The following is an 11547-nucleotide window of genomic DNA, read 5'->3' as shown; positions in this document are numbered from 1 at the left end:
CCCCGGCCGCCGCCCCCGCGGAGGCACCGGTGGAAGCGAAGACCGAAGCGTCGGCGCTGCCAGCGTTCGTCTACACCTACAGCCCGGTGGGCAAGCGGGATCCTTTCCGGAGTCCGCTGGAAGAGCTGGGACCGGTGGCGCGTGACGCACCGGAACGCGCGTGCAATGAACCCCTGTGCGTGTTCGACCTCGACCAGCTCAAGCTGGTGGCGGTCGTCACCGGGGACGCCAGTCCGCTGGCGATGGTCGAGGATCCGCTGGGCCGGGGCCACATCGTCCGGCGAAATACCCGGGTGGGGCGCCAGGGCGGCAAGGTGACCCAGATTCTCCGGGACTCGGTCACCGTCACCGAGGTTTTCACGGGTGCCAAGGGCGAGCTCATCAGCAATCCGGTGAGCCTGCAGCTCAAGGCAGATGGCGTAAAGGACCCCGCCTACAACCTGATGACGGGCAAGAACTGGGAGTAGCGCCCCACGGCGCGCCCGCGGGCAGTCGCCCGCTACCAACTTGTTGAGGGGACGCATGCTCGAGCAGAGCGCTGTGACGAGGGGCAAGTGGATCATGGCGACCGCATGGGCGGTCGTCCTTGCAGGCGCCAAGGTGTATGGCGCGGATCTGAATACGCTGCGGGACCTTCAGGTGTCCCGGACGGGAGCCGGTGCCCAGGTCGTGGTGACCGGGACCCGGCCGCCCACCTTCACCGTCTTCCGGCTCAGTGGGCCGGAGCGGCTGGTGGTGGACCTGTCGTCCGCGGACGCCACCGGCATCAAGGGGCACCATGACGGCACGGGCCCCGTGTCCGGCGTCGTGGCCGCCCAGTTCTCCGATGCGCGCGCCAGCGTGGGCCGCGTGCTGGTGGCGCTCGACCAGGCGTCCCAGTACGACGTGCGCGCCGAGGGCAACCGCGTCGTCATCTCCGTGGACGGCTCGCCGGTGGCCCCCGCCGCCGCGACCGCCCAGGCCCCCGCCGCGGCGCCGAAGCCCGCGGAGCCGAAGCCCGCGGAGCCGGTGGCCGTCGCCGCCGCTCCGGTGAAGCCCGCGCCCGCCCCGGTGGTGGCTGTCGCCGCGCCGGTGAAGCCCGCGCCCGCTCCGGCCCCCGTCGAGGCCATGGTGGCCCTGGTGCCGGAGGAGGGTGCCTCCTCCAAGCCCACCCCGTCCCAGACGCCGGGCCGCGAGAACGTGGTCGCCACGGAGGCGGATGAGCGCGAGGTGGCCCACCCGGCCCAGCGCATCACCCGCCTGTCCCTGGACGGCGACGCGCTGCGCGTCGGCGCCGACGGCGACATCGCCCGCTACGAGGTCCTGGAGCTGGTGGATCCCCCCCGGCTCGCCGTGGACGTCTACGGCGTGGGCCTGAGCGCCAAGGCGCCCAAGGTGAAGGGCAACCTGCTGAAGGACGTGCGCGTGGGCGCGCACGACGACAAGGTGCGCCTGGTCCTCGTGGCGAAGGGCGACATGCCGGCCTATCGCGTGGACCGCTCCGAGCGCGGCCTGGAGGTGGTGCTGGGCGCCGCGGTGGCGCGCAAGCCGAAGCCCGCCCAGCCCCGCGACGCGGTGGCGGAGACCGAACCCCTGCGCCCGCAGCCCCTGCCCGTGGAGGCGGCGAAGCCGCAGCCCGCGGTGGCCGTGGCCCAGGCGCCCGCGCAGCCCCAGGCGGTGGAGATCAAGGACCTGTCCTTCGACGAGAGCCCCACGGGCGGCCGCGTGCAGCTCAAGCTGTCCGGCGCGGCGGTGTGGAAGGTGGACCGTCCGGACCCGCGCAGCGCGGTGCTGACGCTGGAGAACGCGCGGCTGCCCAAGAAGCTGGAGCGCAGCCTGGACACCAGCGCGCTCGACACGCCGGTGAAGATGATCAGCGCCTTCAGCGTGCAGGGTGAGGGCCGCAAGGTGCGCGTGGTGGTCGCCGCGGACGGCGCCATCGAGGAGAACGTCACCCAGGGCGCCAACAGCCTGAGCTGGCGGCTGGACGTGCAGGGCGTGAAGACGGAGGAGGTGGCCGTCTCCCAGCGCACCGCCGGCTTCACCGCCGAGGCGCCGGCGTACGCGGCGGAAGGGGCGCCCCAGCAGGCGCGCTACCGCGGCAAGCGCGTGTCCTTCGAGTTCAAGGACATCGACATCCAGAACCTGCTGCGCGTCATCGCGGAGATCTCCAAGCGCAACATCGTCGTCGCCGACGACGTGGGCGGCCGCGTGACCATCCGCCTGCGCAACGTGCCCTGGGACCAGGCGCTGGACCTCATCCTGCGCACCAAGCAGCTGGGCCAGGAGCAGGTGGGCAACATCATCCGCATCGCGCCGCTGAAGACCCTGGAAGAGGAGGCGCGGCTGCGCCAGGAGCGCAAGAAGTCCCTGATGCAGCAGGAGGACCTGCTGGTCAGCCTGGTGCCGGTGAACTACGCGGTGGCCGCGGAGATGTCGTCGCGGGTGAAGGACGTGCTCAGCGACCGCGGCTCGGTGACGGTGGACACGCGCACCAACGTGCTCATCATCAAGGACATCCGCTCCAACACGGAGAAGGCGCGCGCCCTGGTGCGCAGCCTGGACACCCAGACGCCGCAGGTCCTCATCGAGAGCCGCATCGTGGAGGCGAGCACCACCTTCAGCCGCCAGCTGGGCGTGCAGTGGGGCGGTCAGGCGCGCCTGTCGCCGGCCTCCGGCAACCCGACCGGCCTCATCTTCCCCAGCACCGTGGGCGTCACGGGCGGTTCGCCGGGCTCGGCGCCGGGCGTCCCCACGGTGCCCAACTTCGCGGTCAACCTGCCGGCGGCCGTGGGTGAAGGCCTCGGTGGCGCCATGGGCTTCGCCTTCGGCTCCGCGGGCGGTGCGCTGCAGCTCAACCTGCGCCTGTCGGCGGCGGAGACGGAGGGCGCGGTGAAGACCATCTCGTCGCCCAAGGTCACCACGCTGGACAACAACACGGCCCGCATCAGCCAGGGTCTGTCCATCCCGTTCAGCCAGACGTCGGCGGGCGGCGTGAACACGACCTTCGTCGAAGCGCGCCTGTCGCTGGAAGTCACGCCGCACATCACCCAGGACGGCAGCATCCTCATGTCCATCGCGGCGCAGAACAACCAGCCGGACCCGTCCAACACGGGCGCCAACGGCCAGCCCTCCATCCAGCGCAAGGAAGCCAACACCCAGGTCCTGGTGAAGGACGGAGACACCACCGTCATCGGCGGCATCTATGTGCGCCGGGGCAGCACCTCGCGCGACTCGGTGCCCTTCCTGTCGAAGATCCCCGTGCTGGGCTTCTTCTTCAAGAGCACCACGGAGACGGATGAGCGTCAGGAACTGCTCATCTTCATCACGCCCCGCATCCTCAACCGGCAGACCATCGCGCAGAGCCTCTAGCGGCAGCGCGTCCTGATTGGGAGACTCATTCCAATGAAGCCCTTGTTTGTCGCGGCGTCCCTTGCTCTGGGCCTGTGCTCGTGCGCCGAAAGCCCGCCCGTCGTTCAAATCCTCCAGACCAAGCAGCCGAGCGCGGCCTGCGTGGTCGCGCAGGATGCCCCTGGCATCGCGCGGGGCCGGCTCAACCTGCGGTACGGCCGCAACTACGTCGTGGGTCTCATCGTCAACTCCAACTACGCCAACACCCCGACGGAGGTGGGCGGCGTCCCCCTGGATCCGAATCCCGACACGGGCGGCCAGGGCACCGCCTTCGTGGACTCGGTGAAGCTGTCCTTCGACGCGGACTCGGGCGCCAGCATTCCCGACCAGACCTTGCCCTACACGGCCGGCCTCAACCCCAGCTCCGAGGGGAACCTGCTGGTGCTCAGCCTGATCACCGCGGATGTCTATTCCGCCCTGCTGCAGGCCGTGCCGACGAACGCGGACCCGGTGCAGGTGCAGGTCACCATCCAGCTCACGGGCAAGTACGCGGGGAGCAGCTCCTTCGAGTCGAACGAGGTCACCTTCTCCATCGACGTGGACAACCGCGACGTGGGCGTCCCCACCTGCGCGGCCGGGGAGGTTCCGGAGTCCGCGGGGCCGTGCGGCAACTCCGGGCAGGACAACGTGTTCCCCAGCTGCACCCTCTAGCCCTGAGCCGCGGGTGCCTGCCACCCTCCCGGGAAGACCATGTCCTTTCGCACGCACCTTGAAGCGGTGGTGAACCAGGTGGACGGAGCCCTCGCGTGCAGCGTGATGGGCTTCGACGGCATCTCCGTGGACACGTTCCAGAAGGACGAGGCCACGGAGCTGGACGTCACGGGCACCTGGGTGGAGTACGCCAACCTGCTGACGCAGCTGAGGAACGCCGCCGAGTCCCTCAAGACGGGCACCGTGACGGAAGTGAGCGTCAACAGCGAGAAGGTCCTCACCGTGATGCGCCTGCTGACGCCGGAATACTTCCTGGTGTTGGCGATGCGCGCGGACGGCAACTTCGGCAAGGGCCGCTACGTGCTGCGCGTCACCGCGCCCAACGTGAAGGCGGAGCTGTAGCGCGAGGCTGCCCGGGCAGGGGCGTGTCGAGCCTGCCCGGCGACGCACCTTGTCGCTGATTTCCCCTTTGCAGGAAAGGGGGCATGGGCTAGACACCCCGGACTTTTCATCGTTTTCGCCTGTCCGAAGGAGTCGGTCCGCATGGCCGGTTTTATCGATACGTCCGAGTTCCGCAATGGCTTGAAGATCGAGATCGACGGCGAGCCGTTCGTGATCGAATACTTCCAGCACGTCAAGCCGGGCAAGGGCTCCGCCTTCGTGCGGACCAAGATTCGCAGCCTGCTCAGCGGTCGCATGCTGGAGCCCACCATGAAGTCCGGTGACAAGGTGGGCGTCCCCGACATCGAGCAGAAGGACATGGAGTTCCTCTACGCCTCCGGCGACGAGTACCACTTCATGGAGAAGAAGTCGTACGAGCAGACCTTCATCACCGCGGCCGCGCTCGGGGAGTCGAAGAACTTCCTGAAGGAGAACACCCAGGTCGAGGTGCTCTACTGGAATGGCAAGGCCATCTCCGTGACGCTGCCGAACTCCGTGGACCTCAAGGTCATCAAGTGCGACCCGGGCGTGCGCGGCGACACGGTGTCCGGCGCGCTGAAGCCCGCCACGCTGGAGACCGGCTACACCATCAACGTGCCCCTGTTCATCAACGAGGGCGACGTGCTCAAGATCGACACGCGCGAAGGCGGCAAGTACCTCACCCGCGTGTCCAGCGCGGGCTAGGGCAGCGGCCGTCACCTGGCGACTCCGGGAGGGATCTCAATGGCAACGAAGCGCAAGGCAACCCGGGCGGCGGCGCCCGCGAGCACCTCCACCGGCCGGGACGTGGGAGCCACGTCCCTGGACGTGGAGGCCCTCCGGCAGATCGTGGAGATCCTGGAGGCCTCGGACGTCACCCGGCTGGTGTGGACGCGGGGCCCTGAGAAGCTCTACATCCGCCGCGGGCACGCGCCGGAGACGACCATCGTGCACCACACCGGCTCCTCGGGCCCCGGCGTGACGGTGGCTCCGCCGGTGGAGTACGCCGCGCCGGCCGCGCCCCGTGCGGCCGCGCCCTCCGCGCCCGTGTCCGCCCCCCCGGTGGCCCCTGAGAAGCCGGCGGAGAAGCCGGGCCACCAGGTGACCAGCCCCTTCGTGGGGACCTTCTACCGGACCCCCGCGCCGGACCAGCCCGCGTTCGTGGACGTGGGCTCGGTGGTGCGCAAGGGCCAAGTGCTCTGCATTGTCGAAGCGATGAAGTTGATGAACGAAATCGAGTCCGAGGTCTCCGGCCGTATCGCCGAGGTCCTCGTGGAGAACGGTCGCCCGGTGGAGTTTGGCCAGGCGCTGTTCCGCATCGAGCCGGCCTGAGTCCGCTGTCCCAAGGCGCGTCCGGCCCGCCTGGGGCCGGATGTGCCCCAGGCCCTCTCAAGGAGCACGGACGTGTTCAAGAAGGTACTGGTCGCCAACCGCGGGGAGATTGCCCTGCGGGTCATCCGCGCATGCCGTGAACTGGGCATCGCCACCGTGGCGGTGCACTCCACCGCCGACGCCAACGCGCTGCACGTGCGCTTCGCCGACGAAGCGGTCTGCATTGGACCGCCGCCGTCGAAGGAGAGCTATCTCAACGTGCCGCAGCTGCTCTCTGCGGCGGAGATCACCCGCGCGGACGCCATCCACCCCGGCTACGGCTTCCTGTCGGAGAACGCCGAGTTCGCGGAGGTCTGCGAGAACTGCAAGATCCGCTTCATCGGTCCGCGCCCGGAGATGCTGCGGCTGATGGGCAACAAGGTGCGCGCGCGCGCCGCGGCCCGCGAGGCGGGCATGCCGCTCCTGCCCGGCAGCCCTGGCGTCGTGCGGGATCCGCGCGAGGCGGAGGCCTTCGCCAAGGAGATCGGCTTCCCGGTCATCCTCAAGGCGGCCGCCGGCGGTGGCGGCAAGGGCATGAAGATCGTCCGCGAGCCGGGCGTGCTCGCGCAGGCGTTCTCCACCGCGCAGGCGGAGGCCCTGGCCAGCTTCTCCAACGGCGACCTCTACATCGAGCGGTACGTGGAGAAGCCGCGCCACATCGAGATCCAAATCGTCGCCGACGAGCACGGCAACATCGTCCACCTCAATGAGCGCGAGTGTTCGGTGCAGCGCCGGCACCAGAAGCTCATCGAGGAGTGCCCGTCGCCCGCGCTCACGCCGGAGCTTCGCCAGAAGATGGGCGAGGTGTCCGTCAACGCGATGAAGAAGCTGCGCTACAACAACGTGGGTACCATCGAGTACCTGCTCGACGAGCACGGGCAGTTCTACTTCATGGAGATGAACACCCGCATCCAGGTGGAGCACCCCGTGACGGAGCTGGTCATGGGCGTGGACCTGGTGCGCGAGCAGATCCGCATGGCCTACGGGCACCCCCTGCGCTTCAAGCAGGAGGACATCCAGATCCGCGGGCACGCCATCGAGTGCCGGGTGAATGCGGAGGACCCCGTGACCTTCGCGCCGTGGCCGGGGAAGATCACCGGCTACAGCGTGCCGGGTGGCTACGGCGTGCGCGTGGACTCGGCGGCCTACGAGAACTACACGGTGCTGCCGTACTACGACAGCCTGCTGTCGAAGCTCATCGTCCATGCGGAGGACCGTGAGACGGCGATCCGCCGGATGCAGCGGGCGCTCTCCGAGTACGTGGTGGAGGGCATCCGCACCAACATCCCGTTCCACCGGGCCGCGCTGGCGGAGGAGGCCTTCCAGGAGGGCAACTACGACACGCGCTTCGTGGAGCGACTCCTGGCGAGCGAGACGGGGTCCCGCCGGCTGAAGAAGGCCGTGGAAGAGACGCCGTAGCGCCCCGACGTGCCGCACCGGGCAGCCCCCCGGGCGGACGAGCGTCCGGGCGGGTGATCCGTTCTCGGGGGATGGCAGGCTGTTTCTTGACCCGCGTTGGAGGATTCCGTTAGCCTCCAACCCTCCCCCTCAGAGAAGGACCGAAACCCGCGAAGTTCCTCGGGGTTTCTGCCTGCCGGAAGCGCACGCTCGATGGACAAGAACAAGATCATCGAAGCCGCCGCGAAGCTGGTCGCGAAGGGCGCGTACGACAAGGCCATCAAGGAGTACCAGAAGGTCCTGGAGGTCGACCCGAAGGACATCCGGGTCCTCCAGAAGATGGGGGAGCTGTACCAGAAGAAGAACGACAACGCCCAGGCGGCGCACTTCTTCACCAAGGTCGCGGAGAGCTACTCCTCGGACGGCTTCTTCCTCAAGGCCGTCGCGCTCTACAAGCAGGTCCTCAAGCTCAACCCGAACCTGCTGGAGGTGAACCTCAAGCTGGCGGAGCTGCACCAGCAGCTGGGGCTGATGTCGGAGGCGATGGCGTACTTCCAGATCGTCGCCAACCACTACGACAAGGCGGGCGACACCCGCTCCAGCCTCGACACCCTCAAGAAGATGGTGGATCTCGACCCGGAGAACGTGGCGTCGAAGATCAAGCTCGCGGAGCTGTACGCGCGCGAGAGCATGACGAAGGAAGCGGCGCAGGAGTTCAAGCGCGCCGCAGAGTACCTCAAGCGCAACAGCCGCGCGGACGACTGGCTTCGCGTCGCCGAGCGGCTCTCCGCGCTGGAGCCGGAGAACCTGCCGCTCGCGAAGGAGCTGGCGGCGTCCTACCTGCAGCGCGGCGACCAGAAGCGCGCGCTCGCCAAGCTCCAGGTGTGCTTCAAGGCGGACGGCCGCGACGTGGAGACGCTGACCCTCCTGGCGCAGGCGTTCCAGGGGCTGGGCCAGGTCTCCAAGACGGTGTCCGTCTACAAGGAGCTCGCGAAGATCCACCAGGAGCGCGGCCGCACCGCCGAGGCCGACGGCGTGTGGACGCAGATCGAGCTGCTGGATCCGCAGGACCCGGACCTGCTCGCGCGCCGGGGTCCCGTCGCGGAGCCGGAGCCGGAGCCCGAACCCGCCGAGCAGGAGCCCAGCGCGCCCGCGTGGAGCGCGCCCGCTTCCTCCGCGCCGTCCCGTCCCGCGCCCGCCGCGCAGCCCGTGGCCGTCGTGCCGCCGCCTCCCGCCGGGATGAGCCGCGAGCAGCTGGCCAAGCTGCTGACGGAGACGGACGTCTACGTGAAGTACGGGCTCCACGACAAAGCGCTCGAGCACCTTCGCAAGGTGTTCGCGGTGGATCCGGAGAACCTGGACGCGCACGAAAAGGCGTACCACATCTACGTGGCGGCCAATAACGGCGCGCAGGCGTCGGAGCAGCTGCTCAACGTGCTGCGCCTGTGCACGCGCCGCGCGGACGTGACGCGCGCGCAGCCGTACCTGGCGACCATCCTCCAGGAGAACCCGGCGCACCCGGAGGTGCCGGCCTTCCTGTCCGTGCTGCGCTCGGAGGGTGGGGTGGTGGCGCCGGTGGCCGCCCCGGGCGTGGAGTCGCTGGAGGAGGACGCCATCCTGGTGGACTCCAACGAGGACGAGATCCTCGTCGCGGAGCCGCCGGACGACGCGCTCGCGCAGCCCGAGGGTGACGAGCTGGCGCTCGCGGCGCTGAGCCACGGGACGGACTCGGATGAGATCGTCGACGACGAGGTCGCCGAGACGACGCTGAGCGGCGAGGAGGCGGTGATGGGGGAGCCCATCAGCTCCTCCGAGAACGCCATCTACGACCTGCCGCCGCAGGACGACCTGGTCGTGGGGTCCGACGACGAGGCGCTGGTGCTGGCGGATGAGCCGGGCCTGGGCGACGCCGAGGACGAGCCGCTGGTGGGCCCGGACGACGCGCTGTCGTATCCGGCCGACTCCTTCGAGGACCTGGGCGGCGACGAGCCCATGGTGCTCGCGGACGACGAAGGCGGCATGTCGCTGGGCGACGAGGAGGAGCCGTCGCCCACGCGCGTGCTGTCCCCGTCGCGCGCGCTGCTCAACGAGGCCGCGCCGGACACGCTGCAGCTCCCGGCCCTGGACGGTGATGGCGACGGCGACGCGGCCGGCATGTCGCTGGGCGAGGACGACGACGCACCCACCCGCGTGGGACTGGCGCCGCTGGACGCGTCCATGCTGGACGAGTCGCTGGACGACGCGTCGCTTTCGGACTTCGCGCCCCCGGCCGACTACGACTCGGGCGCGCAGCTGGGCGACGACGAGGACGACGAGCCCACCGCCGCGCACCTCGTGCTCGCGCCAGTGGAGGCGCAGGCCTATTCCGAGCCGGAGCCGGAGGAGACGCCGGAGCCCGAGGCCCTGGAGGACACGCCGGAGCCGGAGCCCGAGTCCGAGCCGGAAGACGAGCCCGCCGCCGAGGAGTGCGACGAGGCGTCGTTCTTCCTCGACCAGGGGCTGCTCGAAGAGGCGCGGGAGATATTGGAGACGATCGCCATCGCCTTCCCGGGCCACGTGCGCGCCGGGGAGCTGATGGCGCGGCTGGAGGAGATGGAGGCCGGCGGCGGCGCGGCCCCCGAGGCCGAGGCTCCGGTGGAGCCGCTGTCCGTGCCGTCCGTGCAGCCGGTGACGGAAGGGTTCCACGACGAGGCGTCCGGCGAGCGCGACGCGTTCGACCTCGCGGCGGAACTGGCCGGGGAGATCGACGACCTGGGCGGCGACTCGCTGGCGGCGGTGCCCCCGGCGGACGAGGACTTCCAATACTCGGTGGACGAGGTCTTCGCCGAGTTCAAGAAGGGCCTCGCCAAGGTGGTGAAGCCCGAGGACGTGGACACGCACTACGACCTGGGCATCGCCTACAAGGAAATGGGCCTGCTCGACGACGCCGTCCACGAGTTCGAGGTGGCCCGTCAGGGCTCCGTGGGCACGAAGCGCGAGCTGGACTGCCTGACGATGATTGGCATGCTCCACACGCTGCGCGGCCGTCCGGACGAGTCCGTGGAGGTCTTCAAGGAAGGCCTGGCCAACGTGCTCGCGGTGGGAGAAGTGGCGAAGGCCCTGGGCTTCGAACTGGCGAGCGCCTACGACGCGCTCAACGAGCCGGGCAAGGCCCTCTTCCACTTCCAGCGCGTGGCGGCCATGGACGCGAAGTACCGCGACGTGGGGTCGCAGGTGACGCGGCTGGCGGCGGTGACCGAGCCCGAGGACGACCCGCTGCCTCGCGCCGGGAGCAGTGTGCCCGCCGCCGCGCCGACGCCGGTGCCCGCAGCGGGCGCCCCCAAGGCCCGCAAGGTAGGCTACGTGTAGCGCGTTGCCGAGAGGACCGGCGAGCCCATGACGACCTACCTCGACTACTTCGAACTCACCCAGGAGCCGTTCTCCAACGCTCCGGTGAGCCGCTTCTATTACAACTCCGCGCAGCACTCGCAGGCCCTCACCCGGCTGATGCACGCCGTGGGCTACATGAAGGGCCTGTCCATCCTCGTGGGCGACATCGGCGCGGGCAAGACGACGCTCGCCCGGCGCATGCTCGACTCGCTGCCCGAGTCCGAGTACGAGGCCGCGCTGCTCGTCATCATCCACTCGGGCATCACGGCCCAGTGGCTCCTGCGCCGCATCGCGCTACAGCTGGGCGTGGAGAACCCGGCGCAGGAGAAGCTGGCGCTCCTGTCCCAGCTCTACCAGCGCCTGCTGCAGATCTATGAGTCCGGCAAGAAGGCCGTCGTCCTCATCGACGAGGCGCAGATGCTGGAGACGCGGGAGATCATGGAGGAGTTCCGGGGGCTGCTGAACCTGGAGGTCCCCGAGCGCAAGCTCATCTCCTTCGTCTTCTTCGGCCTGCCGGAGATCGAGAAGAACCTGAAGCTGGACCCGCCGCTCGCCCAGCGCGTGGCGCTCCGCTACAAGCTGGAGCCCTTCACGGCGGAGTCCACCGAGGCCTACGTGAAGCACCGGCTGCGGCTGGCCGGGTGCCCGCGCATGCCCTTCACGCCGGAGGCGCTGCTGGCCGTGCACCAGCACTCCGGGGGCACGCCGCGCGTCATCAACACCCTGTGCGACAACGCCCTCTTCGAGGCCTTCCTCGTGCGGGAGGAGTCCATCGACGCGGAGCTGGTGCACCGCATCGGGACGAACCTGGGCCTCCAGGGCGGCTCGGCTGCTCCCCTGGCAGGCGAGCGAGCGGGCGCTCCCGCCACGTCGCTGCCCCGGACGGCGAACACGAAAATCGATCTGGCGGAGATCGACCGCTACCTCGAGGGACTCGGTAAGCTCTAG

At 69.5% G+C, this 11547-nt stretch carries 9 protein-coding genes; all 9 read left to right on the top strand.

Going from position 1 to position 11547, the window contains the following annotated elements:
• On the top strand, positions 1-467 hold a 467-nt coding region (locus D7V93_RS07565), incomplete at its 5' end, for a pilus assembly protein PilP (RefSeq protein ID WP_120642735.1).
• A gap of 55 nt (positions 468-522) precedes the next feature.
• Positions 523-3351 carry a type IV pilus secretin PilQ gene (locus D7V93_RS07560; protein ID WP_120642733.1) on the top strand — a complete coding sequence of 943 codons (2829 nt, stop codon included), beginning with the start codon at positions 523-525 and terminating at the stop codon, positions 3349-3351.
• A 33-nt stretch (positions 3352-3384) separates the two neighbouring features.
• On the top strand, positions 3385-4041 hold the full coding sequence (locus D7V93_RS07555) for a hypothetical protein (RefSeq protein WP_120642732.1): 657 nt from the start codon (positions 3385-3387) through the stop codon (positions 4039-4041).
• 39 nt (positions 4042-4080) lie between these two features.
• Positions 4081-4443, top strand: coding sequence for a roadblock/LC7 domain-containing protein (locus tag D7V93_RS07550; RefSeq protein ID WP_120625442.1), 363 nt, complete (start codon positions 4081-4083; stop codon positions 4441-4443).
• 141 nt (positions 4444-4584) lie between these two features.
• Positions 4585-5166, top strand: coding sequence for an elongation factor P (gene efp, locus D7V93_RS07545; RefSeq protein WP_120642731.1), 582 nt, complete (start codon positions 4585-4587; stop codon positions 5164-5166).
• Between the two features lie 39 nt (positions 5167-5205).
• The gene (gene accB, locus D7V93_RS07540; RefSeq protein WP_120642730.1) at positions 5206-5793 is read left to right on the top strand and encodes an acetyl-CoA carboxylase biotin carboxyl carrier protein; all 588 of its coding nucleotides are present in this window, start codon (positions 5206-5208) and stop codon (positions 5791-5793) included.
• Between the two features lie 72 nt (positions 5794-5865).
• Positions 5866-7251 (top strand): acetyl-CoA carboxylase biotin carboxylase subunit, encoded by a 1386-nt coding sequence (gene accC, locus D7V93_RS07535; RefSeq protein WP_120642729.1) that lies wholly within the window; start codon positions 5866-5868, stop codon positions 7249-7251.
• Between the two features lie 192 nt (positions 7252-7443).
• The gene (gene sgmX / locus D7V93_RS07530; RefSeq protein ID WP_120642728.1) at positions 7444-10578 is read left to right on the top strand and encodes a type IV pili formation protein SgmX; all 3135 of its coding nucleotides are present in this window, start codon (positions 7444-7446) and stop codon (positions 10576-10578) included.
• Positions 10579-10605: 27 nt separating this feature from the next.
• Positions 10606-11547, top strand: coding sequence for an ExeA family protein (locus D7V93_RS07525; RefSeq protein ID WP_120642727.1), 942 nt, complete (start codon positions 10606-10608; stop codon positions 11545-11547).

The sequence above is a fragment of the Corallococcus llansteffanensis genome, from assembly GCF_003612055.1.
In the GTDB taxonomy this organism is placed as follows: domain Bacteria; phylum Myxococcota; class Myxococcia; order Myxococcales; family Myxococcaceae; genus Corallococcus; species Corallococcus llansteffanensis.
Note: the sequence above shows the minus strand (reverse complement) of the source record. Positions and strands in the feature narration are given on the sequence as shown.

Bases quoted from the DNA above. Each gene is read 5' to 3' on its own strand.
- D7V93_RS07560 (WP_120642733.1), top strand. From the start codon at position 523: ATGCTCGAGCAGAGCGCTGTGACGAGGGGCAAGTGGATCATGGCGACC.
- D7V93_RS07555 (WP_120642732.1), top strand. From the start codon at position 3,385: ATGAAGCCCTTGTTTGTCGCGGCGTCCCTTGCTCTGGGCCTGTGCTCG.
- D7V93_RS07550 (WP_120625442.1), top strand. From the start codon at position 4,081: ATGTCCTTTCGCACGCACCTTGAAGCGGTGGTGAACCAGGTGGACGGA.
- efp (WP_120642731.1), top strand. From the start codon at position 4,585: ATGGCCGGTTTTATCGATACGTCCGAGTTCCGCAATGGCTTGAAGATC.
- accB (WP_120642730.1), top strand. From the start codon at position 5,206: ATGGCAACGAAGCGCAAGGCAACCCGGGCGGCGGCGCCCGCGAGCACC.
- sgmX (WP_120642728.1), top strand. From the start codon at position 7,444: ATGGACAAGAACAAGATCATCGAAGCCGCCGCGAAGCTGGTCGCGAAG.
- D7V93_RS07525 (WP_120642727.1), top strand. From the start codon at position 10,606: ATGACGACCTACCTCGACTACTTCGAACTCACCCAGGAGCCGTTCTCC.